The organism is Clostridium sp. KLE 1755, from assembly GCF_000466465.2.
Taxonomy (GTDB): Bacteria; Bacillota; Clostridia; order Lachnospirales; family Lachnospiraceae; genus Eisenbergiella; species Eisenbergiella porci.
The window spans coordinates 20963-47269 of sequence record NZ_KE992712.1 but is presented as its reverse complement, the minus strand read 5'-3'; the positions used below and the strand labels follow the sequence as shown (position 1 = coordinate 47269).

Genomic DNA, 26307 nt, shown 5'->3' with positions numbered 1-26307 from the left:
CCTTCCAAAACTATTCCGGATGAACGGGCCTGCCCTGCGCAGGCCGTTCATTTTCCATACAGATGCAGATTATTCCTCGATTTCCTCGAAATTCTCATCTATATCGAATTCCAGGTCATCTTCAGGCTCCTCTTCTTCAGCAGTCACCAGTTCTCCGCTCTTATCGTCGAATTCCTGATGCTGGTAACCGAGTTCGCCAAGAGAATCTTTTTCATACTTCTCATAACCTTTGGAGTCACCTTCGATTTCGTAGCGGTAATCCGTATCACCGTAGTCCACCGTTTCCATGATTTCCACTTCCGTATTGTCCTCACGCAGAACCTTAACATCCAGCGCAAGAGACTGCAGCTCCTTCAGCAGAACCTTGAAGGATTCCGGAATGCCGGGCTCAGGGATATTTTCACCCTTGATAATGGCTTCGTAAGTCTTCACACGTCCCACGACATCGTCGGACTTCACTGTCAGGATTTCCTGCAGAGTGTAAGCAGCGCCATATGCTTCCAGCGCCCAAACTTCCATTTCCCCGAAACGCTGGCCGCCGAACTGCGCTTTACCGCCCAGAGGCTGCTGTGTTACAAGGGAATAAGGGCCGGTGGAACGCGCATGGATCTTATCGTCTACCAGATGGTGCAGCTTCAGGTAATGCATGTGTCCGATTGTTACCGGGCTGTCAAAATACTCTCCGGTACGGCCGTCACGAAGCCTTACCTTTCCGTCCCTGCTGATGGGCACGCCCTTCCAGAGTTCTCTGTGATCTCTGTTCAGAGACAGGTACTGGAATACTTCAGGACGCAGCTCATCTTTATGCTTTGCTTCAAATTCTTCCCATTCCAGGTTCACGTAATCGTTTGCCAGGTCAAGGGTATCCATAATATCATTTTCATTGGCGCCGTCAAATACCGGTGTTGCCACGTTAAAGCCCAGGGCCTTGGCTGCCAGGGACAGATGGATTTCCAGTACCTGTCCGATATTCATACGGGAAGGCACGCCCAGAGGATTCAGTACGATATCAAGCGGGCGTCCGTTGGGCAGGTAAGGCATATCCTCCACGGGAAGCACACGGGAAACAACACCCTTGTTGCCGTGACGGCCTGCCATCTTGTCACCTACGGAAATCTTTCTCTTCTGTGCGATGTAAATACGCACTGCCTGATTCACACCGGGAGAAAGCTCATCGCCATTTTCCCTCGTAAATACCTTGGCATCCACAATGATGCCGTATTCACCGTGAGGCACCTTCAGGGACGTATCCCTTACTTCTCTTGCCTTCTCACCGAAAATGGCACGCAGAAGCCTTTCTTCAGCCGTCAGTTCGGTTTCTCCCTTGGGAGTTACCTTACCCACAAGGATATCGCCTGCACGGACCTCTGCACCGATGCGGATAATTCCTCTGTCGTCCAGATCCTTCAGGGCTTCATCACCAACGCCGGGAACGTCTCTTGTGATTTCTTCCGGCCCCAGCTTTGTGTCTCTGGCTTCCGCTTCGTATTCTTCAATATGGACGGAGGTATATACATCCTCCTGTACCAGTCTCTCACTTAAAAGAACAGCATCCTCGTAATTGTAACCTTCCCAGGTCATGAAACCGATGAGAGGGTTCTTGCCCAGCGCCAGCTCGCCTTCTGAAGTGGAAGGGCCGTCTGCAATTACCTGGCCCGCGGAAACATGGTTGCCCTTGAATACGATGGGTCTCTGGTTGTAGCAGTTGCTCTGGTTGCTTCGTGAAAACTTCGTAAGATGGTATTCAACCTTCTCACCGTCATCACAGGTCATCTTAATCAGGTTGGAGGATACATAGTCGATAATACCGGGCTTTCTGGCAACAACGCAGACACCTGAGTCAACGGCTGCCTTCACTTCCATACCGGTTCCTACCGCCGGCGCTTCCGTGGTGAGCAGCGGCACCGCCTGACGCTGCATGTTGGATCCCATCAGCGCACGGTTGGCATCGTCGTTTTCCAGGAAAGGAATGAGGGCTGTAGCTACGGAGAACACCATCTTGGGAGATACATCCATGTAATCAAACATGGTCTTGGGATATTCCTGCGTCTCTTCACGGTAACGGCCGGATACGGTATTTCTTACGAAATGCCCTTCCGCATCCAGGGCCTCGTTCGCCTGTGCCACATGGTAATTATCTTCTTCATCAGCTGTCATATAGACAACATCCTCGGTAACCCTGGGATTCATCGGGTCCGTTTTATCAATCTTACGGTAGGGTGCTTCCACGAAACCGTATTCGTTAATTCTTGCATAACATGCCAGAGAGTTGATCAGACCGATGTTGGGTCCTTCAGGCGTCTCGATAGGGCACATCCTTCCGTAATGGGAGTAATGTACGTCACGTACCTCAAATCCGGCACGGTCACGGCTCAAACCGCCGGGTCCCAATGCGGACAGACGTCTCTTATGGGTCAGCTCGCCCAGCGGGTTGTTCTGATCCATGAACTGGGACAGCTGGGAGGAACCGAAGAATTCCTTCACGGCAGCCTGTACCGGTTTAATGTTGATCAGAACCTGCGGAGAAATTTCTTCCGCATCATGCGTGGTCATTCTTTCACGGACCACTCTTTCCATTCTGGACAGACCAATACGGTACTGGTTCTGGAGCAGCTCGCCCACAGCCCTGATACGCCTGTTGCCCAGATGGTCGATATCGTCATCGTTGCCGATGCCGTATTCCAGATGGATGTTATAGTTAATGGAAGCGATGATATCTTCCTTCGTAATATGCTTCGGGATCAGCTCATGGATGTTCTTCCGGATGGCCTCTGCCAACTCTTCCGGATCCGCAGAATACTCTTCCAGGATCTGCGCCAGGACAGGATAATATACCAGCTCGGTAACGCCCAGTTCTTTTGGATCACAGTCCACATAATGTGTAATATCAACCATCATGCTGGAGAGCACCTTTACATTGCGCTCCTCTGTCTCAATATATACAAAAGGAACCGCACTGTTCTGGATGGTGTCCGCCAGTTCGGCCGTCACCTTGGTTCCCGCCGCGGCAAGAAGCTCTCCTGTTGTGGTGTCAATCACATCCTCAGCCAGGATATGGCCGCGGATTCTGTTTCTGAGCATCAGCTTCTTATTGAATTTATATCTGCCGACTTTCGCCAAATCATATCTTCTGGGGTCGAAGAACATGGCATTGATTAAGCTCTCCGCGCTTTCCACGCTGAGAGGCTCGCCGGGACGTATTTTCTTATATAACTCTAACAGACCCTCCTGATAGTTCTCAGCAGTGTCCTTGGCAAAACTCGCTTCAATCTTGGGTTCATCACCAAACAGTTCTCTGATTTCATCATTGGTACCGACACCCAGTGCACGAATCAGAACCGTGATCGGGACTTTCCTCGTCCTGTCCACACGAACGTAGAAAACGTCGTTGGAATCCGTCTCGTATTCCAGCCACGCACCACGGTTGGGGATCACCGTACAGCTGTAAAGCCTCTTACCGATCTTATCATGGCCGATTCCATAATAAATACCGGGGGAACGAACAAGCTGGCTGACGATAACACGTTCTGCGCCGTTAATAACGAAGGTTCCTGTCTCAGTCATCAAGGGCAGATCGCCCATGAAGATTTCATGCTCTGTAATCTCTTCTTTTTCTTTATTGTAAAGACGTACCTTAACCTTTAAGGGGGCCGCAAATGTGGCGTCTCTTTCCTTACATTTCTCGATAGAATACTTCACATCGTCTTCGCACAGTTCGAAATCCACGAATTCCAGGCTTAAATGGCCACTGTAATCTTCTATTGGAGAGATATCGTCAAAGACCTCTTTCAGGCCTTCATCGAGGAACCACTGATAGGAATTCTTCTGAACTTCAATCAGGTTCGGCATCTCCAAAACTTCCTTCTGCCGTGAATAACTCATACGCATGTTCTTGCCGGTGGCAATTGGACGTATTCTGTTCTTTTCCATTGACATTTCACCCCGTTCTTATGATTTGTTTGCCATTCGTTCCCAAGGAGGCACTTCTTTACCGCAGAAAAACCTGATGTCACACCCTCTGAATGGCAAACGAATAGGCGGCCGCAGGCAGTAATGTAACCCGCCAACAGGCAGCTTGATATTAGTTTATCGGTTTTACGCACAAAAATAGCATAACTTACCACAATAGTGCACTATCCATTCTACTACAAGAAAAAAGGGAAGTCAACCAAAATTTTTGTAATATTGTGGATAAATAAAAAGAAACCTCTGCCGTGCTGGCATAAAGCAGCAGGCAAAGGTTCCTGACAAGTCATTTCGTTTTCGAAAGATACTCCGATTATTTAAGAGTAACTTTAGCGCCTTCAGCTTCCAGTTTAGCTTTGATGTCATCAGCATCCTGCTTGGAAGCAGCTTCCTTAACAACCTTGGGAGCGCCGTCAACAACGTCCTTAGCTTCTTTCAGGCCAAGACCGGTTACTTCACGAACAACTTTGATAACCTTAACCTTGTTAGGGCCAACTTCTGTCAGCTCTACGTCGAATTCTGTCTTCTCTTCAGCTGCTTCAGCTGCGCCGGCACCTGCTGCTGCAACTACAACGCCTGCTGCTGCGGATACACCGAATTCTTCTTCACATGCTTTTACAAGATCATTTAATTCTAATACGGATAATTCTTTGATTGCATCAATAATTTCCTGAGTGGATAATTTAGCCATTTTATTTTACCTCCATTTAATTTGTTTAAAATTGATTTATCTGCTAATGTACTGATTATTCAGCAGTTTCAGGTGCAGCTTCTGCTGCGGGTGCCTCTGCTGCTTCTTCCTGTGCTGCGGGTGCTTCGCATGCTCCGGCGCCGCCTTTTTCAGCCAGCTGCTTCATAACGCGTGCAAAGTTGGTAATAGGAGACTGGATGCTTCCAAGCAGTTTGGAGAGCAGTTCGTCTCTGGAAGGAATCAGGGAGATTTCCGCCATTCCCTTCGCATCATACATAGTGCCTTCTACTACGCCGGCTTTGATTTCAAGCTTGTTTGCAGTCTTTGCGAATTTAGCAAGTTCTCTGGCGGGTGCGGTAGCATCCGTATTGGAAATTGCAATTGCGCTGGGTCCTTCCAGGAAAGGTGCCAGTGCTTCAAAGTCTGTTCCCTTGAAAGCAAAGTTCATCATTGTGTTCTTGTAAACTTTGTAGTTGATTCCCGCTTCACGAAGCTGTTTACGAAGAGCGGTATCCTGTTCTACGGTAAGTCCGCGGTAGTCAACCAGTACGACTGACTGCGCATCCTTAATCGCTTCGGAAATCTCTGCAACTACAGGTGCTTTAAGTTCAACCTTTGCCATTTCTTTACCTCCTTATAGATTTTTCTGAAAACAAGTTCAGTGCCGAAAAGGAGTTTACGCCGGTGCCGTCAGCCTGAGCTGCAGCCGGATATAAAAAAACCTCTCTGCGAAGACACAGAGAGGATAAGTTACGGATAAACCGTTACAATCGTCAACTCTTTTCCTCGGCAGGCGCTGTTTTCTTATACCGGAATACCGGTACCTGCTGTCTTCGGCATGGCCGCTTGCGACCTTTCTCAGACTATCACATGCTGTAATGTTTGTCAACATTTTTTGTGTTTTATATTTACAATTTTTTTGAATGCATTGATTGTGCTTTATTTTTCCATCAGCTTCAGACAAAAGGGGCCTCAGGCACAAGGCCTGTGGCTTTTTCAAAAGCCTGCGCCCATTCGGCAGTGCGGTAAAATACAAGCGCTCCCTGCCCGTTATCCCCGATGACATAAAAACGCTCCGCCGCATCCGTCTGTTCCAGCAGCCCGTTGAATACCCCAAGGATATCCGGATCAATCCAGTCATATTCCACATCCATATCCCAGGAGCAGCTCCGACCTTTCCACAGAAGCTTAACCGTTATGCTTCCGCTGCCGGCTTCCCAATCCATCTTTTCGGTATCCTCCGAGATCTCCGTCACATCCTCCAGCGGGCTGTCCCCGGCAAGCGCCAGCATTCCCTCCAGCACCTCCGTATAATCGTTGCTGATATCCCAGCCTTCAAAATCAAACCAGAACACCTCCTCCGGATAACCGCAAATCCGGCCGTTTTCATCCCTGGAAGGCACGCCCAGCTCAGTCAGCAGCCAGGTATAGGGATAGCCTTCCACATACACACGCGTCATGTCATCCTCCATCACCCCGCGCACCCTGTCCGCCAGCTGATCCGTGATGGAAAATCCAAGGGAACGAAGCGTCTCTACCTGTCCGTCCAGCGGCACATAATCAGGATAGTCCGCAGGGTCAAAGGCTTCCGTCCATTCATTATCCGCATAGGCGGCCGCTTCTTTCTGCGCTTCCGCCCGCTGTCTGTCTCTGGCAAAGCCGCTCCAGATCCCGACTGCAAACATGGCCAGCAGCACAAAGGCCAGGCCTACGTAAAAAAACCAGCCCGGCAGATATTTCATGCGTTTTGACGGCAGGCCGGCAATCCCCCTGCTTTCACAGAACCTGCACATGGCTTCCGCCTGCTGATAGCTTTGAATCCCTTCCTTCAGAATCGGTATGAACTGAACTTTATTCTTCTTAAACAGTAAAAATTCTTCATCGGTTTCCACCAGCCAGCCGAATTCCTCCCACTTAAGGAAGCTCCTGCTCCGGCCCGCCATGATCTGTATGACGCCTTCCTCCATTAAATGAAGTTCCCAGACGCCGTAAATATCGTTCTGAAGGGTACCGTTCCTCACCTGTTTGCGGATAGTTTTTTCCGGGTCCGACTTCCACCGAAACAGCATGAGGAAAACAAGCATGAGAAACAGCGCCGCCGGAAACACGGGCGTATGGTCGCCAGACCTGAAAAACCAGAATAAGCCTGCCACGGCAAATACAACGCCATATACGCCAAGAAAGGTCTTCATATTCTGCGGGAAGCCAAGCGTTCCGGAATTGATGGTCATTAAGGCATTCTTATAAATGGAAATCCACTTTTCCTCATCCACCGGAAATGTAAAGGAAAACACAGCGCCTGTCTGCGGCTGCCGCCCCATTCCGGCGCTCCAGCCTGCGGCAGGGTTTTCCGTTTTTCCGAAAAGCTCCCGGAACCGCTCCAGCTCCCCGGCGTTTTCAAACACACGCAAAGGCAGGGGATACCATACAATCTGCCTTTTCGACTGGGAATACCCCAGCATGAGAAGGTTTTTGCTTTTTACTATAATATTGATGCGGCTGCAGGGTATTTCCCCTGCGCCGCACGCACTGCTTTTCAGCAGGCCGTCCTCCACCCACAGAATCCGTTTTTCCAGGAAATGTTCCTTTTCCAGGAAGCGGCAGGTGCGAAACATATCAACTCCCAGCGCCGCCGCAAACAAAAACAGGATAACAACACTGAAGGCCGGGCTGATAAACGCTTCCAGCACGCAAAGCAGCAGGAGAATCACCCAGACACGGCCCCGTCTGCGATATTGCTCCAGAACCGCCCGTATGGAAAATTCCTTCAGTTCTTTTTTGGTGAAACAAAAAGTATATCGGTTCATCCGGCCTCCTGTACTGTCAGTTAAAAACTGGTGTTATTCCCGAAATACGGATCTGCCTGCTCTGCGTTAATGGCAGGATTATACTTAAGATTCAGGAATTCTGTAAAATTTTTCTGGAAACTCGTTTCCAGTTCCTTGGTATAGCCCACGATCATATGCGGCTGTTCCTCGGCATAGTATTTCAGCGCCTCATGCGCTTCATCCTCAGAAAGGTTGATAGAGATCATTTTCTTTGCCATATTAAAAACGCGGAGCTGGCTGACGCTGTATTTTCCCGTCTGCTTGAAATAATAGCCCCATACCAGATCCCTGTTGGCCAGTATGTTCGCCTTGGGTCCCTCTACGTAAACCGTCCATTTCCTGCCAACCCACGCATTCTTTCCTATCGGATGGGCCTGGGCAAAATCCGCTTCAATTGCAGCCAGGGACACGGAAGGGTTATTGTGCAGATAGGTATTGATTTTGCCCGCATACCTGTTGCTGAAAATACCAACAACATTAACGATGAAATAAATCAGAAGGAGGAGCGCCGCCGCCATGCATACCCAGAAGAATACCACCGACTGTCCTCCGATTTTGGCGGTGTCAATTGTATAAAGGTAAACCACGTCATAGCTGCTTTCCTCGATGCCCATCTCAGTTAATGTTTCTTTGTAATACCTCTCAAGCTGTGATTCCAGCTTCGTCCATGTACCGGTTACCTTCAGCGTTGCCGGAGGAGCCACCGTATTGGTTTCATCGCCCCAGTAATTCCAGGTATCGTCAATCAGGTCATAAAGCTCGTTTTTCTGGCTCTTTTTCATATAAATACTATAGTAATACCAGATGGAAGAATTGTTTTCATAATCATCAACCGCATTGAAAACAATATAGCTGTTTCCATCCACCGAGGTGCTTTTGGAGCCGGTTTTGGTATTTGTCGTCGTGGTGGTGTGCTCCACATAATCCGTAAGGAAATTTTCCACCTCAATCGTTACGTATTTCCCCTCATACTGCTCAGGATCGGCGGTTACGTCAAGTTCGGTGGGACCGGTAATCACATCAAAAACAGCGAATTTAGTCAGGGCCAGAAGGCCGATGACAATAACGATAGATATAATAGCTCTTATCGTCAAGGATTTTCTTGACTTTTTCTTCAGTATGTCCAACATTTTCTCTTCCCTCGTATTTCTCTAGTTTTCCGGAACAGCAACATAGCCTTCCTCATCTATCTGCACTTTTGGTGACAGGCTGCGCATATGGCCGATGACTCTGGCTTTTTCTGTTCCCTCGTGTATTGTTGTCCTGCAGTCCTTCTGCAGAGCCGGGATAAACTGGAAGCTTTTCAGGCTGCCCGATTCCTCATCCAGGATCGCCCTTACAAGACAGGTGTCCTGTGTTTTGGAGTTAAAAAGGAAATTGCCCAGGCTGTAGATAACCGGCGTATTCCCGATATAGTCTATCCCCTGAAGGACATGGGGATGGTCGCCTATAATCAAATCTGCCCCGGCAGACGCAATCCGTGGCGCCTGTTCCTTTTGCGCCCAGTCCAGCTCGGTGGTGCTTTCCGTTCCCCAGTGAATGTAGACAACCACAAAATCGCTGTTTGCTTTTGCTTCCGAAACAGCCTGAAGCAGCATGTCCACATCCCTGCACCGGAATACACCGGGAGAGGTTTCCGTGGCCCCTTTGGTGTCGGGGTTGTCCACTCTTTCTATCTGTGTTGCGGAAAGAAAGGCAATTTTTAAATCTCCGGCGATATAGTAGACGGGCCGCACCGCCTCCGCCAGATTCCTGCCTGCCCCTGCATAGGGCATCCCGATGGACTGCAGCGTATCAAGCGTATCCGTCAGGGAAACCTCGCCATAATCGTAGGCGTGGTTATTGGCAAGGGACACCAAATCCGCCCCCATGTCATGCAGAAGCGACGCATGGGCCGGATCGGCCCGGAAGGTGAAGGCCTTTCCCGGAGTGGGCGCGCCTCTTTTGGTATAGGTAAATTCATTGTTCACCATAAAAATATCCGCGTCCCGCATCACTCCCAGCAGTCCGGAATCAATGCTTCCTTCAATCCCCTGTCCTCTGCTCTTCATTTTGGCCATAATGCTGTAGCCGTCATCAAACAGAATATCGCCGGCAAAAACAAGGGATACCTCGCCTTCAGCCGCAGGCGTTATGGTATAGATGTTCTGCTGTGCCATAAGCTCCGGGTTATTGAGGATATCCGCATACTTCCCCTGTTCTGTTTCTGCGGCCGCTTCCGTTTCCGCGTCATTTCCGCCGAACAGCGAGAACACTTCACCCTCCACGGTCACAGCCGCCAGAACCATTCCCCTGTTTCCCAGAAAAGCCCAGCTCACAAGCAATACCACGCTGCCCACGGCAATGGTGATGAGCATAGTCAGCAAAAAGATGCTTACTCTCCCGTTCCTTCTTCTCTTTCTTTTCCCCGCCATGCCCATCACCTTCTTTCTTTTCTGCAGTACAGTCCCCCTCTGTACCTCAGTCTTTCTTTCCATGCTATTATTATCAGGGGTAAACGCCATTACGTCAAGCCTGTAAAATTCTGCCGCACATATTTCTCCGGGAACAAAAAAGCGCAGCCGTTCAATCCGGCTGCGCCTGTTTCTTCATCTATAAAATTAATATTTAGCAACAGATACCTTTACGCCAGGGCCCATTGTGGAAGCCAGGGTGATGCTTCTTAAATACTGTCCCTTCAGAGCTGAAGGTTTTGCCTTTACGATAGCATCCATAAGAGCGTTGAAGTTCTCTTCCAGCTTTTCTTCTGTGAAGGAAGCTTTTCCGATCGGCACATGAACGATGTTGGACTTATCAAGCCTGTATTCGATCTTACCGGCTTTGATATCGTTGATAGCTTTGGTAACGTCCATTGTTACGGTACCGGCCTTCGGGTTGGGCATTAAGCCTTTCGGTCCGAGAACCTTACCAAGACGTCCTACTACACCCATCATATCAGGAGTAGCTACAACAACGTCAAAATCAAGCCAGCCTTCATTCTGAATTCTGGGGATGAGCTCATCGCCGCCAACATAATCTGCGCCGGCAGCTTCTGCTTCGTTTACTTTATCTCCTTTGGCGAATACCAGAACCTTAACGGTTTTACCGGTTCCGTTAGGAAGCACAACAGCACCACGGATCTGCTGCTCAGCATGACGTCCGTCACAGCCTGTTCTGATATGAACTTCGATGGTCTCATCAAATTTGGCTGTTGCTGTTTTCTTTGCTAATGCGATGGCATCGGTGGGTTCATAAGCGGTAGCGCGGTCTACTAATTTAGCAGCTTCGCTGTATTTTTTACCATGTTTCATTTTCAATTCCTCCGTTGGTTATTAACGCAGTACTTTTGTTTTCGGCGCGGAAGGCTCCGGGCCGGAATACTGCTCCCAATTAATCAGTTTTAGTCTTCTACTACAATACCCATGCTTCTTGCCGTACCGGCGATCATGCTCATAGCTGATTCCAGAGAGGCAGCATTGAGGTCAGGCATCTTCATTTCTGCGATTTCCTTAACCTTGTCCTTGGAGATAGTTGCAACTTTGGTCTTGTTCGGCGCACCGGAACCGGACTTCAGATTGCATGCTTTCTTCAGCAGTACTGCAGCAGGCGGAGTCTTTGTTACAAAGCTGAAGCTTCTGTCTGCGTAAACAGTAATTACAACAGGGATGATTAAATCTCCCTTATCTGCTGTTCTTGCATTGAACTGCTTGGTAAATTCAACGATATTAACACCGTGCTGTCCAAGAGCAGGACCAACCGGGGGAGCTGGTGTCGCTTTACCAGCAGGAATCTGTAACTTGATGTATCCTGTAACTTTCTTTGCCATGTCAGGCACCTCCTAAATATAATGTGGTATGGCGCAGCCATAATGCACGCGTTTTAAACGCGCGGCCCGTCCCCTTCCGGGAAACCTCCGGCGGAGCCAGGGCACTGCTTCCACAGTTCAACGGATTTCTCCATTAAACGTCAGACTATTGTAATTTACGAACCTCTGCAAAGCTGATTTCCACAGGGGTTTCCCTTCCGAACAGCTCTACATTTATCGTAGCGGTCTGCTTGCCGTAGTCAATTCTCTGCACAAGCCCGACCGTATCCTTCCATGCTCCTGCAACAACGACGATGGTATCGCCCTCTGCAAAATCAATGGAAACATTCTCCGTTTTAATGCCAAGCGGCTTCATTTCCGCTTCTGTAAGCGGCACCGGTTTGCTTCCCGGTCCTACAAACCCTGTCACGCCTCTGGTATTACGTACGACATACCAGGTATCATCATTCATGACCATGTTAATCAGGACATAGCCGGGGAACATCTTCTTCTGGACTGTTTTCTTAGCTCCGTTCTTCATCTCCACAACATCCTGCATGGGGACACGGACCTCCAGAATTTCTTCTTCCAGGTGCCTGTTCTCAATTGTCTTTTCAATGTTGGCCTTTACCTTATTCTCATATCCGGAATAAGTGTGGACCACATACCAGTTTGCTTCTGCCATACGTTCACCCCACTGTTATTTTACAAGGAAATCAACTGCATACTGAAGGATCATGTCCAAAACGGCAATGATGCCTCCGAGTACAATTGAAATTCCTACAACAGCGGCGGACTGTTTCAACAGCAGTTCTCTGTCCGGCCATGTGACTTTCTTGAATTCTGCTTTCACACCATCAAAGAATTTCGGCTTGGACGTCTTTTCTTCACTTGAGGAATTTCCCATTACCTGCACCTCTCTGTCCGTCTGGCTGATTATTTGGTTTCTTTGTGCGTTGTGTGCTTCTTGCAGAATCTGCAGTACTTGCTTGTTTCCATTCTGTCAGGATGTGTCTTCTTATCCTTTGTTGTGTTGTAGTTACGCTGCTTGCACTCTGTACATGCCAATGTGATTCTTGTACGCATGGTATTCCACCTCCACCTTTTTCTCTGTTAACCTATATTGTCTCACGTAAGCTTCTCGTCTTGATTCATTCTCTGAACGCCGACAACCGCCCGTGGTCAACACCCTCACGGGCTATTGACATAACTGGTCTTTTCGGAATTTTAAGCATAAAAAAAAGACCTAAATCTCATCTCGCCTTATGACTATAGCACACAGTACCGCCGAAAGTCAAGCTTTTTTAGAGGAGGGAGGGAGGATTTCGTATGAGTTTTTGGCGGCCCTGAACTTATGTGATATGCTGGACGCTCGCAGAGATGCCTGGGTCCGGCCGGTTGTTTCACTCACTGTGTTTCGTAATGAATTATGACGTTGTCGATGCGGGGGGCGCAGAGGGAGAGGCTGTAGTCTGGATGGAAGGGGATGGATTTCAGTTGGGCGCCGTTGATTTCGGCGGCGGGGGCGGTTGGGGCGGCGGCGGTGAAGGAGGCGAAGTTTTCGTCGATGCCCTGGCCGGTGTATTTGACGTAGCTTTCTTTGGCGGCCCAGATGTCGAAAAAGTCACGGTAGGCGCAGCGTCGGAGGTATTCGTTTTCCTGGGGGTGGAAAAAACGGGAGGATATGCGTTCTTTTCTTCCTTTGGTGTGGAGCTGGAGATCCAGGCCCACTTCTGTGGGAGCCATGGCGCAGGCCCAGTATTCGCCGCTGTGGCTGATGGAAAAGTGGAGCCAGGGGCAGTCGGGGAAGTAGGGCTTGCCATGGCTGCCTTTTTGTGTGCGCCAGGATGGGGCGGGCGGCTGGCCGGGGGCAAATGAAAGGCAGGCGGGGCTGTGCTGCGTCAGGTAGTGGGTGGCTGCGCGGGCGAGGAGGGCAGAGGAAAGGAGCTTTGCCTGTTGTTTGGGCGTATCCTCTGCCGGTATTTTGCCGGAGGCTCCGTTTTCATTTTTATTTTCGTTTTTGTTTCCTTTTATATGGTAGATATAGAGGACGATTTCCCCTTTTTGTGTTTCCATTTATACTTCAAGTCCTCTTTCCTGCATGTAGGCGATGACGTCCTTTACCTGATGCAGCTTCCAGACGTCCCGGGTGGGTATCGTCGTATCAAAATATTCCTCAAATGCGCTTACAATATTCATAAGTTCAAAAGAATTCAGGCCCAGATCCTGGACGAAGTCCGTTTCGTAGTTGAGATTCGTTTTTCCGGTAACGTGGAAAACAATCTTCTGAATGAGTTCCAGCACGATAAATCTCCTTTCAGACCATATGTCTTTTTATTTTTTTTGATGCTGTCTTTGAAAATTCCTGCTCCCTGATATTTACCATCTGGATTTGCTGGTAAATGGGCAGGTGTTCGTTTATGCTGTTGATTTCCGCCTGGAGCTGTTCCAGTATTTCATAGGAAGAAAGGCCCTTGGCGCGTTCCGGATCAGGGTATATGCTGGCGGCCAGCTTTACGTCGTCGGCGGATGCACCGCTGGCGGCCCCGTAAACGAGGACATCCTTTACCAGAGGGATAGCGCTGATTTTTTCTTCCAGCTTTTCGGGGGAAACCTTCTTGCCGTTTTTAAAAACTATGAGGTTTTTCTTGCGGCCGGTAATATAAAGGAAGCCTTCCCTGCTCAGATGGCCCAGGTCGCCGGTACGGAACCATTCGCCTTCCATAACCTCGGCGGTAAGCTCAGGTGCTTTGTAGTAGCCGTTCATAACGGATTTTCCGCGGACCCAGATTTCCTCATCCACGATTTTCACCTCGCAGCAGGGCAGCACGTAGCCTACGGAGTCCATATCGTAAGAATAGTTGCTGTTTACCGCCACCAGGGGGGAGCATTCGGTGATTCCGTAGCCCTGGAGGACGAGAATTCCCAGCAGGAGGAATTCTTCTGCGATTTCCCGGCTCAGGTGGGCGCCTCCGCATATGATGATGTGCAGGGAGCCAACGCATTTTTCACGGATCTCATCCAGGATTTTACTGCGCTTATGGATGCCGACCCTGCTCAGGATTTTATGGATTTTGAGCAGGCGGCGCAGGCCGTCGGCCTTGCCTTCCTTCTCCGCATTCAGCCACAGCTGGTTGTGGATGGCTTCGATCATGAGGGGGACGGTGAGCATGGAGTCGGCATGGGCCAGATGGAGATCGCGCATGACTGTTTTCAGATCACCGTTGATGATCAGCTGGGCCCCTCTGACCATAGTGGCCAGCACCGCACAGGTCATGCCATAGGTATGGTAAAAGGGCAGGGAGGAGAAAACCCGCTGTTCTGCAGAAACATATACGCTGGAATCGCTGGCATTATGCAGGATGGCCTGATGGCTGAGCATAACCGGCTTGGAGGCGCTGGTGGTTCCTGAGGTGAAAACAATGGCTGCGGTCTGTCTTGCTTCAATATCCATACAGCGCCAGGGCTGCTTTCCGTCTGCCAGGAGCGCCCTGCCTTCCTCCCGCAGGCTGCGGCAGGTCAGCGCACTGCTGCCCTTCTGCTCGCCCAGCATGGCAAACAGCCGGATTCTTTCTTTTCCTTCGGGAATGCTTTCACAGATGGGAAGGCAGACATCGGAGGCAAATACGGCCTCGGCCTCGGCCATCTGCATCATCTGCCAGATGCTGTCGTCCGCCTGTTCCGCGTCTATGCATACTGCAATTCCGCCGGATGCGGCGACGGCGAGGTAGGTGATGATCCAGTCATAGCTGTTTTCCCCTACCAGGGCGATATTTTTACCGGCCAGGCCGCGGTGGTAAAGGGCCTCCTTCAGCTGTCTCACATCCTCCGCAGTCTCACGGAAGCTGCGGCACATTTCCGTTTTATTTCTCAGGAACCAGGAAATCGCGGGTCTGTCACCGAACTCTTTTTCTATTCCCTCCATAAAGGCATCGAAGGTATCATAATGGGTTACCTGATTGCGCGGGAAATTTTTCATTCATTTTCTCCTTCTTCTTCAACTGCTTTGCCGGTTCCGTATTTCTCCATTGCTTTTTCCTCACCCATTTCATCCAGCATTTCCAGGAAGGCGTCCACCACCTCGGGTGCGAACTGTGTCCCTTTTCCCCGCCTCAGTTCGTCCAGGGCCTGTGCCAGGGACAGATTGCTTCGGTAATGCCGGTGGGATGTCATGGCGTCAAAGGAATCCGCAACGGCAATAATTTTGGATTCCTCGGGTATTGCATCCCCCTTCAGTCCATCCGGATAGCCTCTGCCGTCAATCCATTCGTGATGGGAACGGACAATGGGCACCACATCGTTGAACAGGGTTATGGCGGAAAGGATTTTTGCGCCCTTGCCGGAATGCTTTTTGATGTTCGCATATTCCTCTTCGTTCAGCTTGTCCGGCTTTAAGAGAATTTTATCCGAAATGCCGACCTTGCCGATGTCATGGAACAGGCCGGCCAGACGGATTCTCTCTATGGTATGTTTATCCTTTTTCATCTGTCCCGCAATATCTGCCGCAATGGCGGAAACCCTGTCGGAATGGCCTCTGGTGTAAATATCTCTTTCATCCACGATGGTTCGCATGGCATTGATGATTTCCACATAGCTTTCGTTCAACTGCTCGTAAGCCTTGGTCAGTTCTTCATTCTTGGTGCTGACCAGCCGGTGGAGCTGGCTGTTATGCAGCGCTGAGGATATCTGGCGGATATAGATTTCCATCATCTGCACTTGGACGTATTCCGGGGATACGCCCGGATCGGTTCCCAGGATTCCTATGATTTTATGCTCCTCATCCTCGATGGGCGCAAGCAGCATATCAGCAAGGGTGATAACCTTCTGCCCGTCAAAATGTGCATTTTTTACAATATCCCGCACTTCCTCCTCAGTGATATCTCCCAGGAGGTGCAGTTCATTTTCCCCTTGGGAAGCTGTAAAATCCGATATCATGAGAAAGCTTCTGTCTCCCTGGAAAATATTCAGGGTGATACTAAGAATGCTTTCATAAATGGAACGGGTATTGTCCAGATCATAAATCTGGGGCAGGGCCTCCATCATGAGGGACAGGCCGTTTTTATAATTCTGTATGATACGCATCTGGGAAATGGATTTTACGCAGGACTCCACAAGCAGCTCCAGCTGGTCAAAGCGGTCGCTTTTCTCGTAGTAGCCCTGTATATCCAGGTCGCGGATGGTTTTAATTGGCGGTGCCATGCTTTTATGTCCGGTCAACAGTATGATGTAGATTTCTTTGTTGAATCTTCTGATTTCCTCCACCACCTGATCTCCGCAAACGGGAGACATCAGGAAATCCAGCAGCAGGATATCGTATTTTCCGTTTCTTACCTGTTCAATTGCCTGATAAGGGTCATTCACCACATCTACGTAATAGCCGGAGCGCTGGAAATAGGCCTGCAGCGTGGATGTCATGATATAATCGTCATCCAGCGTCAGGATTCGGAAATCTTTATGCAGCGTTCTCCTGTTTTTTCTCATTTTCCTACAGTTTCCCCCTTTGTTATGTTCTCTTCCTGTACTTCACTCTGCGGAATGGAAACGCCCACGACAGCGCCGCCTGCCGGATTGTCCTCTGTCCACATGGTTCCGCCGAATTTTCCTCTGACTACCGCATCGGAAATATAGAGTCCCAGCCCTGTGCCGTAAATACCTTTGCTGGTGACCATTTCTTTAAAGAGCCTTTCACGCACCCTTGCGCTGATGCCCGGCCCTGTATCCCTCACAAAAATCTTCAGTACTTCTTCGTCCTTTTTCACACCTATGGTTATGGTACCGCCTCCCACCTGCTTCTGCGCATAAATGGCGTTAGAGAGCAGATTGTTGAGCACCTGGACCAGATTGTTGATATCTCCCCGAATCACATAGATGCGTCCGTCTTCAATTTCCGTTGCCACACTGCAGCCGCTGCTCATCAGCTCATGCCGCATGAGGAGCATGCTGCGTTTTATCAATTCTTCTGTAGTAAAAGTGACCTCATCACTGGTACTGACGCTGGCCGCCTGCCCCTTTATCGCCGTAATGATATCCGACATGTAGGAGGAGGATTCCCGGACCTTTTCAAACCATTCCTCCATCTCCCCATATATTTCCCGGTAATCGTCCGCCGTCACATCCGGGTCTTCCAGGCTGTCCCTGCATTCCTCAACCAGGTTTTCCACCGCCGAAATGCAGCCGGATATGCTCATGATGGGTGTTTTCAGGTTATGGGCAAGTCCGCCTATCATCTGGCCCAGCGAAGCAAGCCGTTCCTGCTCCATCATTCTGGCCTGGCTGTCCTGCAGCTGCTGCATGCTTTTTTTCAGCTGGGTCACATCCTTGAAAATTGCCACAAAGCCGGAAAGGATTTCCCTGATATACAGGGGTGTCACATCCACCACGTAATAATTTTTCCTGGTGCCCTCTCCGAAATCAATGGTAATCGCCTGTTCGTAGGTGATGGTGGAGCCGCTTTCCTGGCAGGAGGAAACGGCTGTGAGCAGGTTGTAGATTGCCGTCTTTTTATAGACATCCTCTTTTTTCACACAGTCGCTCAAATACCTGCTTTCCGTAATGCCGTAGCCTGAGGCCAGGATTTTTTCAAAGGGCTTGTTATAGCTGATGACCACGCCGCTTTCACTGAGCACCAGATAACAGTCGGAAATCCAGTCCAGCACCCGCTGCATGGCGATTGGCCTGATATCCAGAATATGCAGCTGGTATATGGCGATGCCGTTTAACACGATGGTGACGATAAAGCTCAGAGGCGTGGCCGTTATGGACAGGGTGCTTGTGACCGTAGCCACCACGCTCACCGTCAGCGGGCACAGGCAGCCGATGGTAAACATCAGGCACTGCAGCATATAAAGCCTGCTCTTGTTATGCAGTGCGAAATTGATCATCAGCGTCAGGCTGACCAGCTGGCAGAGCCAGCTGTAAAGCCCTGTCACCGCAATATACGGCCCGAACACTATCTCGCTTCTAATGGTGGAGAAAACCCGGTAATGCAGGTGGTGCAGCGGGTTGGTCCACACCACAAGGATAGTAAGCAGCGGGATAAAAAAGAGCCACATGCTTTTCCTTGGCATCTGCTCCCAGCCCTTGACAAAAATCAGGGCAATGCAGAGGCAGAATACCGGCATCAGCGCTCCCATAGTATTGGTCCAGGCATCCCAGAACATGAGCGCTAACGTATTATCCGGCTTCGTCAGCTTCATCCCCAGCAGGGCAATAACGCACAGTCCGTAGGAGCCAGCCAGCATGAGGTAAAATTTATGGATCAGCTGAAGCCTTTTTACTTTAAAACTCCAGATAAAAAATAATATGATTGCAATCAACGCCGTTAAAAAGATGGCGGCAGAAAAATCAGATATCATTTTTGCTCCCATCCGCCCGCTTTAGTGGGCATTTTATTCAGGGAGGGTGAAATGCATTTCACCTTTGCTCCCATCCGCCCGCTTTGGCGGGCATTTTATTCACCGGAAAAAAGTCCGGCAAAGCCTTCAATCAGATAAGACGCATCGGGAAGCTTTCTGTCAAAGCCTGCCTTTTTCAGCATCTCCTGCGTTATTTTGCATTCTACACGGACCGCGGCGCCGGAGGTTTTCATACGGTTGACATAATCCAAAAGCGGCGCCAGGATATCCCTGTTTTCATCATTCATCCGCTGCAGGAGCAATCCGCCGTAAGCCTCATCCGGCACGATTTCCAGATCCGGCACAAGAAGCTGTGCCACCTGGGACATGGAGGGCGGGCAGGGATTCATCAGATGCAGTGCTGTGGCTTCCGTGTCCCACAGAGCCAGCACCGCTGCCGCGCACCAGTCCACCGGCGTCAGATCCACCGCCGGGCAGGACATGGAGCGGGATATTGCCCCCACGCAGCGGATCGCCCTCATAAGAAGGAACGCCGCATTGCTTTCCGGGTTCTTCTGGAATACATGATCCGAGCAGCGTCCCGTAATTCTGCCCAGCCGGTAGACCCGTGCATTCAGTCCTTCCCTCATAGCACGGTAAACCGCCGCCTCCGACAGGAACTTGCTCCGGATATAAACATTATCCTCCCAGTTCTGTCCGATGTAAAAATCCGCTTCCGTAAAGACCGCGTCCTCCCCCGGATGCTCCCGCAGGAAATCTCCGCCGATGCTAGCTGTGGATATGTGATAAAATACGGCTTCCGCCTCTTTTGCCAGCGCAAGCAGCATTTCCGTGCCTCCCACATTGGTATCCAGAAAGGCCTGCTCATTGGCAGTATAGTGCCTCACGTCCGCCGCGCAGTGGTATACGGCCCGGATTTCCCCCGCCAGCCGGTTCCATTCCGGACGCTCCATTCCCAAAAGGGGCCTGGATAAATCCCCTGCCGCAACCCGAATGCGTCCCATCTGGGCCGCCGTCCAGCCGGCGCCGAAATACCAGGACAGCGTCTCCCGCAGTCTGTCAATATCCCCGTTCCTTATAAGGCATATAATCCTTGTTCCGCTCTGGGAAAGCAGCTCCTTCAGCAAATGCGCACCGAAAAAGCCTGTGGCTCCGGTGAGAAGCACCGCCTTTTCTTCCCGGCCGGGCGGGTCGGGCAAAATCGCCGGTGCCGCAGGAACCTGCGCGGGATATTCCGCCTCCCGCTCCCTGTCGTCCCTGTGCAGCCCGCTCCCGGATAACAGCTTCGCCTGGGCTGCCGCCGTGGGGTTTTCATAAAACTGGGCCATGGTCATTTCCATGCCCTCATTAAAATATCTGCTCAGCACGCTGAGCGCCCCAAGAGAGGTTCCGCCCTGTTCAAAAAAGGATTTTTCCGCACAAATGTCGTTTTTCCCCAGAATAGCCGACCAGATTTGCAGGATTTTCTCCTCTGTTGCAGGTTTCACCGACCTTTTCCCTGCCTGCTCCGCAGAAGATCCTGCCGGATATGTTTCAGAAAATTTAACGGAAGCCTCCTTGGACGGAAGCTTTTCCGCTGCAGCTGTCCTTTCTTCGGTAAACGCGCCTTTTTCCCACTCCCGCTTTAAAAGCAGCAGATCCGTCTTCCCATTATCTGTTATAGGAAGGCTTTCCAGCCGGCAGAAAGAGGAAGGCACCATATAATCCGGCAGGCAGCCACGCAGCCACCGGCGCAAGCGTTCCGCATCCCCGCCGCCATCCTCCGCTTCCGTATAAAAAGCGATCAGCTCCGACGCCCCGTCCGGTTTTTCCACGGGAATCACCGCCGCCCGGGCAGCCGCCCCCGATTCCAGCATGGCGTTGGCAATTTCACTCAGCTCCACTCTCTGGCCGTTGATTTTTACCTGCCCGTCCCTGCGGCCAAGGAAAACAACCCTTCCGTCCGCGCGCAGCCGGCCCAGGTCACCTGTTTTGTACATCCGCTGCTGCGGGAAATAAATATCCGGGTAAAAGGCCGCCTCCGTCAAATCCTCACGTCCGATATAGCCTTCCGAAATACCTTCCCCGGCCAGGTACAGTTCTCCTTCCGCAGTGGGCATCACCGGGTTTCGCTCCTCATCCAGCAGATATACCCTGCAGTTGGAAAGGGGGCGGCCGATGGTGATTTCTTTTCCCGGCGCCACCTCCTCCACAGTGGCGCATACCGCCGCCTCCGTAGGGCCGTACATATTCAGCAGCCGGCTTTCCGGACAAATCCGGAAGAACTGCTCCGCCAGCGTTTCCGTCAACGGTTCCCCGCCTGAAATTACCAGCTTCAGGCCAGACGCCGCGTTCCGGAACGCTTCATTTCCAAGGCACAGCTGCAGCCGTGAGGCCGTCAGCTGCATAAACTTTGCTCCGGTGGCGCCAATAAGCTCCGCCAGCCGCCAGGGAAGCACCATCTCCTCTTCATCCGCCATGACCACAGGATTCCCCATCGCCAGCGGGAACAGGCTTTCCACTATAAAAATGTCAAACATCATGTTGGCGGTACACAGTACCGGCCCTTTCACATCCGCCATGAGCATTTTCATGTTGGCAAACAGATTGGACAGGCTGCGGTGGCGCAGCATGACTCCCTTTGGCCTGCCGGTGGATCCTGAAGTAAATAGAACATGGATCAAATCCTCCCCGTTCACGCCCGTTTCCTCCCAGGAACCACTGTCCATCTGAGAGGAAACAAGCACGGGAAGCTCGGTTTTATTAACAAGGCTTTCCCTGCTTTCCTGATCACAGAGCACAAACGCCGCACCCGCCGTTTCCAGGATATAGTCCGTCCGTTTTGCCGGAAGGGACGGGGACAGAGGCACATAAGCGCAGCCGGCCTTAAGAATCCCCAGCATACCGGCCAGAAGCTCAGGCGTCCTTCCAAAACAAAGCCCTATCCGGTCACCTCTGCTTACCCCGGCTGCATGCAGCCCGCAGGCAATGGAGCCAGCACGCCTGTCCAGCTCCTGACAGGTTATTTTTTCCCCATGCCAGATCACCGCCGTTTCCGACGGATACATTCTGGCGCGGTTGCGTATCATCTGATGGATGGGCTGGTTCAGATACGGCATATACCTGTAATTGGGAATTTCAAAAAGCTCCATCCGATCGGCCACATCCACTATGGGCACCTCATGGATTTTTTCCGCGCTTCCGTCCGTAAGCCCCCTTACAATGCTTTCCATGCTTCTGCCATACAGCCGTATGGTTTCCTCCTCAAACAGAGAAGAGGCGTACTCAAACTGCAGCTGGTATTCTTCTTTTTCAAAAACCAGTTCTACGAACAGCTCTGTCTTTGCCGCCCCCGTAAACAGCGGCACATATTCCACTGCCTCTCCCGCCAGCGTCAGACTGCCGGCTTCAAAGGGACGCATGGAAAAGGCCGCCTGATACAGCGGGTTTTCGGATAAGGTCCTGGGAAGCCCGAGCATGGAGATCATTTCCTCCAGGGAACAGTCCGGATGCTCCAGCATCCCTGTTACCTCCTGCCTGATCTGCTGCAGATACCTGCCAGTTTCCTCCTCTGCGTCCACCCGCAGACGCAAAGGCATGGTACTGATAAACGGTCCGCAGATTTCCTGCAGCTGCCTTTGATTCCTGCCCGCCACCGGCGTTCCCACAAGCAGCTCCTTTTTCCCCGCAGCCGCGGAAAGCAGGATACCGTATGCTCCCAGGAACAGCATGTAGGGCGAAATGCCGTTCTGCCTGCACCACTGCGTGCACTGGCCGCTCAATTCCCGGGAAATGCGGTGCACATAATTTTTCCCCTGATAATCAAACTGCGATGGACGTGTTTTATCCGCAGGCAGAAGCAAAGGCTCCGGCAGAGGAGACAGATGCTCCCTCCAGTAGTCCCTGTCAGTGGTTTTTTCTTCCATTCTGTCCCGGGACTGCCAATAAGCGTAATCCAGATAATCCACGTCCCCCGAAACAGCCTCCCCGCCCTCATAGCAGCGGTTCAGCCTCTCCAGCATCAGGGGCGTGCTCATCCCGTCCCCGATAATATGATGCACATCCAGGAAAAGGAACTGCGTCCCCTCCCCGTCCCGCCACAGTCCCGCCCTCAGCAGGGGCGCTTTATCCAGGGAAAACGGCCGGATAAACAGCGATGCCGCCTGCTCCAGGGTATCCCCTTCAAGCTGCGCAAGCGTAAAAGCCGCCTCCGGCATTACCTTTGCAAAAATACCGTCATCCTCCTGGACAAAGGCCGTACGGAAAATCCGTTCCCCGGCAATCAGCCTTTCAAATGCCTGCGCCAGCCTTCCGGCATCCACAGGCTTCTTAAGACAAAAGGCTCCCGGCATGTGATAGGTGAAGCTCTCCGGCGCCATGCAGGACTGGACATAGATTCCCTGCTGGATGGGAGTCAGGGGATAACGGTCCAGGCCGGGCGCGGGCTGCAGCTGCCGCACCGGCTTTTTCACCGCTTCCTTTTCCCCGCCGATGTACCGGGCCAGACGTCCTGCCGTACGGCAGGCATACAGATCGGAAATCCGCAGCCGCCTTCCCACAGCATCTTCCACTCCGGCAAGCACCTCCATGGCATTCAGGGAATTCCCGCCGCACAGAAAATAGTCGCTTTCGATTCCCATCTCCGGCTGCGCCAGCACCTCCCGGAAAATCTCCAGGATCTGCAATGAAAGCCCGTCTTGCGCCCCATCCATGGCTCCCATCTTTTCCTCCGGCGCAGGCAGCCTGTCCTCGTCCACCTTTCCCCTGGAGGTGAGCGGGATTTCCTCCAGACGGATCACGCAGGAGGGAATCATGTATTTCGGCAGCCGGGAAGCGGCAAACGCCAGCAGCTCCACCTCCGGGATTTCCTCCGGCGCACAGTAATAGGCGGCCAGGATCAGCTGGCCGTTCAGTTCCAGCACCTTCGCCGCCGCTTCCCTCACTCCCGGGTAAGAGGCAATGCAGTCCGCCGCCTCCTGCGGCTCGATGCGCAGCCCGCGCAGCTTCACCTGACGGTCCAGCCTTCCGGACAGCATAATTTCCCCTTCCGCCGTCCAGCAGGCGATATCCCCGGTGGCATACATCCGCTCCCCTGCTTCAAATGGATTCTCCAGGAAGCTTTTTTCCGTAAGCTCCGGTGCGTTCCTGTAGCCTCTTCCCACACAGACGCCGCCGATAAACAGCTGTCCGTAAACGCCTGTCGGCAGAGGGTTCATCCACCGATCCAGCACATACATGCGACAGCCGGGAAGCGGCCCGCCGACGGTAATTAAGGACGCTTCCCCCAGTTCCTTCATGCTCACCGCCACCGTGGTTTCCGAAGGGCCATACTGATTGTAGATTCTGGCATTGGTACAATTTTTCAAAAGCTTCAGAAGCTCCCCGGTAAAAGCTTCCCCGCCGCATATAATCCGTTCCATCTGTCTCATGGCCCGGCAAAAGGAGGGATCCCTTAAAAAAGCGGTCAGGCGGGAGGGCGTTATGGACAGAAAGCCCACCCCATAGCCGGCAATCAGCTCCGCCAGCCGGCGCGGGGATTCCTGCTCCTCCTCTCCCGGCAGCACCACTGTCCTGCCGTTTAAAAGAGCGGCCGTGCTTTCCAGGGTAAACGCGTCAAAGCCCACATTGCAGACGGAAAGAACCGCTCCCTTTCCGTAAACAGGCCCCATGGCCTTTACAAGGTTAAACAGGCTGCGCTGGGTGATTTCCACGCCCTTAGGCTCCCCGGTGCTTCCGGAGGTATATACCACATAAGCCAGATCCTCCGGCTTTGCCCGAAACGGCGCTTCCTCCTCCCCGTCAGGATAAAAACGCCCCTCTTCCAGATCCTCCATCAGCAGAAGCCGCATATCCCCCGCCTCTGTGCCAAGCCGTCCCGCCTGCGTCCCATGCGTAATAAGCACGCCCGCGCCGCTCCTGCGGTAAATATCCCCAATCCGCCCGGCAGGAAGCTCCGTGGACAGCAGCAGATACGCATTCCCCGAACGCAGAGTTCCCATCAGTGCGGCAAACAGCGCAAAGGTGCGTGGAAGCAGAATGGCCGCCACCCCTTTTTCTTCCCCGAAAATACGGTTCAGCCCCCGGGAAACAACGCCCGCCTGCTCTGCCAGCCCGGAATAGGTCAGCTTTTTCCCACCACAAATAGCCGCAACACGTTGCGGATAATCAGAAACCGTCTGTTCAAAGACCTGATAGAGATCTTTTTCTTCCAGATATTTTTCCGTATTATTAAAGGTATAGAGAACCTTTTCCCGTTCCTCCCTGCCAAGCACGGCCAGGCGGCACAGGGGCCTGTCGGGATTATGCAGGGCCTCCATAAGGATATTCACCAGGCTTTCATGGAGCCCGGCAATCTCCTCTCCCGTAAAAAACTGGGACAGATAATCGTAATCCACACAATACTGCTTATGGCTTTCCATATTGCTCAGATGGATGCACAGCTGCTCCGCCTGGCAGCCGCTGTAGTGCCACCTTCCGGAAAATACCACAGAAGCATCCCTGCTCTCATATACCTTGCTGTCCTGGTAAGAGAGAGCAACTGAAAAAAGCCTGTCCGTCCCGTCTCCTTTTTCCCGGGCAAGCTCCAGGATATGGGAAAAGGGAAAGCGCTGATGGCGCAGCAGTTCAAACCACGCCTCCATCAGTTCTTCGTTGAACTGGTTCAGCGTCCATTCGTCCTGTATTTCATTAAAAAAGGGAAGGGTATTTACGAACATCCCCGTACTCTGCTTAAATTCATAGCTGGTACGGTTGAAAATAGGAACGCCGATGGTAAACCGGGAAGCCCCGCCGATACGCCGGAAATAGATTGCCAGCGCCATATAGAATACGGCAAAGGGCGCCACCCTGTTGTTCAGGCAGTACAGATAAATGGCATGATTAAGCACCTGCGGCAGGCGGAAGCTCATTCTGCGCCCCACAGGGCTGACCGCGGCGCTTTTTACAGACTTGATAACGGAAGGTTCCCCGGCCTTTTCCACCTGTTCCTTCCAATATTCCAAATCTCTTTTGTAAGCTCTGCCCGAAAGGTAATCCTCTTCCTCCCTCACATGCAGCTCATAGTCCGGGATCTGGTAAGGCTCCGGCCTCTCTCCCGCAAGCAGCTTCAGGTAAGTCTCCGCGATCCGGTTGCACACCAGCATCTGGGACCAGCCGTCCGAAATGATATGATGAATTTTCAGGAAGATGCCGCCTGTATTTTCCCCTGCCCCAAACAGGGCAAAACGATACAGGGGGGCATCCAATACCGGAAGCGCCTCCCTGCTCATCGCAGTTTCCCAGCTTTCAATTCCTTCCTGATCCGTATGGGAAAAATCATAGATATCAAAACGCTCTTCACCGCAGGGGGCAAAATACTGCACAGGCTTACCGTCCTGGAGCGTAATCCGGGTCCGCAGCGTAGCGTCCGCCTTCAAAACAAGCCGGATGCTCTCCTGTAAAAGCGCGAAGTCGATCCTGCCCCGAATACTTACTGTCGTACTGATATGATTGATTGATGTCCCTGGATAAGCCTGTTCCAGATTCCAGATATTCTGCTGGCTTCTGGACAGGGCAAATACTTTATGTTTCTCTGAATCCAATGCTTTTCCCGTCCTTTTTAACCAGTGCCGGGAAACCCGGGCACCAGTCACTCCTCTGTCCCCCTCAGGGAGACGCTGTCTATTATGCATACATTATATTTATACCGTTTTTTCTGCATAAAAG

The 26307-nt window shown here is 51.6% G+C and carries 17 protein-coding genes and 1 other annotated feature; all 17 genes read right to left on the bottom strand.

The genetic code is table 11. The annotated features are described in order from the left end of the window. Window positions 1–69: 69 nt before the first annotated feature. The gene (rpoB, locus tag HMPREF1548_RS13780; RefSeq protein ID WP_021636842.1) at window positions 70–3930 is read right to left on the bottom strand and encodes a DNA-directed RNA polymerase subunit beta; all 3861 of its coding nucleotides are present in this window, start codon (window positions 3928–3930) and stop codon (window positions 70–72) included. A 349-nt stretch (window positions 3931–4279) separates the two neighbouring features. After that, entirely contained in the window at window positions 4280–4657 is a 378-nt protein-coding gene (rplL, locus tag HMPREF1548_RS13775) for a 50S ribosomal protein L7/L12 (RefSeq protein WP_021636840.1), read from the bottom strand. 55 nt (window positions 4658–4712) lie between these two features. Continuing rightward, window positions 4713–5279: a 50S ribosomal protein L10 gene (gene rplJ, locus HMPREF1548_RS13770; protein ID WP_021636839.1), complete on the bottom strand. Its 567-nt coding sequence runs from the start codon at window positions 5277–5279 to the stop codon at window positions 4713–4715. A gap of 84 nt (window positions 5280–5363) precedes the next feature. Then, window positions 5364–5512 (bottom strand) — a sequence feature (ribosomal protein L10 leader region). Window positions 5513–5613: 101 nt separating this feature from the next. Beyond that, a complete protein-coding gene (locus HMPREF1548_RS13765) occupies window positions 5614–7464 on the bottom strand; it encodes a hypothetical protein (RefSeq protein ID WP_021636837.1) in 1851 nt (616 codons plus the stop codon). 20 nt (window positions 7465–7484) lie between these two features. Further along, complete coding sequence (locus tag HMPREF1548_RS13760) at window positions 7485–8615, bottom strand: DUF6709 family protein (RefSeq protein WP_021636836.1); 1131 nt, start codon at window positions 8613–8615, stop codon at window positions 7485–7487. A 21-nt stretch (window positions 8616–8636) separates the two neighbouring features. Further along, on the bottom strand, window positions 8637–9962 hold the full coding sequence (locus tag HMPREF1548_RS13755) for a CapA family protein (RefSeq protein WP_276945580.1): 1326 nt from the start codon (window positions 9960–9962) through the stop codon (window positions 8637–8639). Between the two features lie 123 nt (window positions 9963–10085). Continuing rightward, entirely contained in the window at window positions 10086–10775 is a 690-nt protein-coding gene (gene rplA / locus HMPREF1548_RS13750) for a 50S ribosomal protein L1 (RefSeq protein WP_021636834.1), read from the bottom strand. 89 nt (window positions 10776–10864) lie between these two features. Further along, entirely contained in the window at window positions 10865–11290 is a 426-nt protein-coding gene (rplK, locus tag HMPREF1548_RS13745) for a 50S ribosomal protein L11 (protein ID WP_021636833.1), read from the bottom strand. A 145-nt stretch (window positions 11291–11435) separates the two neighbouring features. Continuing rightward, window positions 11436–11954, bottom strand: a complete 519-nt coding sequence (gene nusG, locus HMPREF1548_RS13740) for a transcription termination/antitermination protein NusG (protein ID WP_021636831.1) — start codon at window positions 11952–11954, stop codon at window positions 11436–11438. A 15-nt stretch (window positions 11955–11969) separates the two neighbouring features. Then, complete coding sequence (gene secE, locus HMPREF1548_RS13735; protein ID WP_021636830.1) at window positions 11970–12176, bottom strand: preprotein translocase subunit SecE; 207 nt, start codon at window positions 12174–12176, stop codon at window positions 11970–11972. A 29-nt stretch (window positions 12177–12205) separates the two neighbouring features. Next, complete coding sequence (gene rpmG / locus HMPREF1548_RS28995; protein WP_009256180.1) at window positions 12206–12355, bottom strand: 50S ribosomal protein L33; 150 nt, start codon at window positions 12353–12355, stop codon at window positions 12206–12208. A gap of 321 nt (window positions 12356–12676) precedes the next feature. Continuing rightward, on the bottom strand, window positions 12677–13345 hold the full coding sequence (locus HMPREF1548_RS13730) for a 4'-phosphopantetheinyl transferase family protein (RefSeq protein ID WP_021636828.1): 669 nt from the start codon (window positions 13343–13345) through the stop codon (window positions 12677–12679). After that, complete coding sequence (locus tag HMPREF1548_RS13725) at window positions 13346–13573, bottom strand: acyl carrier protein (protein ID WP_021636827.1); 228 nt, start codon at window positions 13571–13573, stop codon at window positions 13346–13348. Between the two features lie 13 nt (window positions 13574–13586). Next, window positions 13587–15248 (bottom strand): AMP-binding protein, encoded by a 1662-nt coding sequence (locus HMPREF1548_RS13720; protein WP_021636826.1) that lies wholly within the window; start codon window positions 15246–15248, stop codon window positions 13587–13589. Next, window positions 15245–16750: an HD domain-containing response regulator gene (locus tag HMPREF1548_RS13715; RefSeq protein ID WP_021636825.1), complete on the bottom strand. Its 1506-nt coding sequence runs from the start codon at window positions 16748–16750 to the stop codon at window positions 15245–15247. The genes HMPREF1548_RS13720 and HMPREF1548_RS13715 overlap by 4 nt, the downstream gene beginning before the upstream one ends. Next, window positions 16747–18624 (bottom strand): sensor histidine kinase, encoded by a 1878-nt coding sequence (locus HMPREF1548_RS13710; protein ID WP_049942201.1) that lies wholly within the window; start codon window positions 18622–18624, stop codon window positions 16747–16749. The genes HMPREF1548_RS13715 and HMPREF1548_RS13710 overlap by 4 nt, the downstream gene beginning before the upstream one ends. Window positions 18625–18719: 95 nt before the next feature. After that, window positions 18720–26183, bottom strand: a complete 7464-nt coding sequence (locus HMPREF1548_RS13705) for a non-ribosomal peptide synthetase (protein ID WP_055725903.1) — start codon at window positions 26181–26183, stop codon at window positions 18720–18722. Window positions 26184–26307 lie beyond the last annotated feature (124 nt).

Coding starts and splice junctions, on each gene's coding strand:
- rplK (WP_021636833.1), bottom strand. CDS start 11,290: ATGGCAAAGAAAGTTACAGGATACATCAAGTTACAGATTCCTGCTGGT.
- HMPREF1548_RS13710 (WP_049942201.1), bottom strand. CDS start 18,624: ATGATATCTGATTTTTCTGCCGCCATCTTTTTAACGGCGTTGATTGCA.
- rplL (WP_021636840.1), bottom strand. CDS start 4,657: ATGGCTAAATTATCCACTCAGGAAATTATTGATGCAATCAAAGAATTA.
- HMPREF1548_RS13730 (WP_021636828.1), bottom strand. CDS start 13,345: ATGGAAACACAAAAAGGGGAAATCGTCCTCTATATCTACCATATAAAA.
- rplA (WP_021636834.1), bottom strand. CDS start 10,775: ATGAAACATGGTAAAAAATACAGCGAAGCTGCTAAATTAGTAGACCGC.
- HMPREF1548_RS13765 (WP_021636837.1), bottom strand. CDS start 7,464: ATGAACCGATATACTTTTTGTTTCACCAAAAAAGAACTGAAGGAATTT.
- rplJ (WP_021636839.1), bottom strand. CDS start 5,279: ATGGCAAAGGTTGAACTTAAAGCACCTGTAGTTGCAGAGATTTCCGAA.
- HMPREF1548_RS13760 (WP_021636836.1), bottom strand. CDS start 8,615: ATGTTGGACATACTGAAGAAAAAGTCAAGAAAATCCTTGACGATAAGA.
- nusG (WP_021636831.1), bottom strand. CDS start 11,954: ATGGCAGAAGCAAACTGGTATGTGGTCCACACTTATTCCGGATATGAG.
- HMPREF1548_RS13720 (WP_021636826.1), bottom strand. CDS start 15,248: ATGAAAAATTTCCCGCGCAATCAGGTAACCCATTATGATACCTTCGAT.
- rpoB (WP_021636842.1), bottom strand. CDS start 3,930: ATGGAAAAGAACAGAATACGTCCAATTGCCACCGGCAAGAACATGCGT.
- HMPREF1548_RS13755 (WP_276945580.1), bottom strand. CDS start 9,962: ATGGAAAGAAAGACTGAGGTACAGAGGGGGACTGTACTGCAGAAAAGA.
- HMPREF1548_RS13715 (WP_021636825.1), bottom strand. CDS start 16,750: ATGAGAAAAAACAGGAGAACGCTGCATAAAGATTTCCGAATCCTGACG.
- rpmG (WP_009256180.1), bottom strand. CDS start 12,355: ATGCGTACAAGAATCACATTGGCATGTACAGAGTGCAAGCAGCGTAAC.
- secE (WP_021636830.1), bottom strand. CDS start 12,176: ATGGGAAATTCCTCAAGTGAAGAAAAGACGTCCAAGCCGAAATTCTTT.